The organism is Burkholderia sp. Tr-862 (genome assembly GCF_011753085.1).
Lineage (GTDB): Bacteria > Pseudomonadota > Gammaproteobacteria > Burkholderiales > Burkholderiaceae > Burkholderia > Burkholderia ambifaria.
The window spans coordinates 1-553 of record NZ_VWWG01000430.1 but is presented as its reverse complement, the minus strand read 5'-3'; the positions used below and the strand labels follow the sequence as shown (position 1 = coordinate 553).

The 553-nt window shown below is 63.5% G+C and carries 1 protein-coding gene; it reads right to left on the bottom strand.

Features of this window, described 5'->3' with window-relative positions; genetic code table 11:
- A partial coding sequence (locus tag F3J14_RS36265; protein ID WP_348772041.1) for an RHS repeat domain-containing protein occupies positions 1-538 on the bottom strand: 538 nt, incomplete at its 3' end.
- Positions 539-553: the final 15 nt, after the last annotated feature.

Below are 553 nucleotides of genomic sequence, written 5' to 3'. Positions count from 1 at the left end.
GTTCCTTCAGTACATTGCCGATGCACTTCGGCAGTGACCGCTCCCAACTGGTCAGCACGTTGAACTCTTCAGCCACCCGCAAGCGCCTCGCGAGTTGCTCGTCCGGCAATCGTTCGCCCGGATGGGCGTCCCACCACGCGCGATCCTGCGCCATCTGCCGCTGCATCCGCGCCGAGACAGACTCGATCGTTTCCTCGCTCGGGCGCGGCGGGATCTTGTCCGGATCCACCGGATTGCCCGCCGGATCGAACGCAAACACTTCCTTCAAATCCAGCGTCGTCGCCTTCAGCAAACGCCCGGTCGGATCGTATGTGTAATCCGTGACGCCGCGCGTGCGGTCGTCGATGCGTGTCAAGTGGCCCGTCGCGTCGTAGCGCAGCTCGCGCCCGGCGATCCAGTCTTTCGGTAAGGTCCTTTGTACGTCGCGACGCACGATCATCCGTTTCAGCCGGCCGAGCGGATCGTATTCGCGCCGCTGCTCGAAATGCCGATATTGACGGCGGGTCTCGCGATGCAGCGCGTCACGCTCGAAATCCACGAGGGGTTGTCCGTC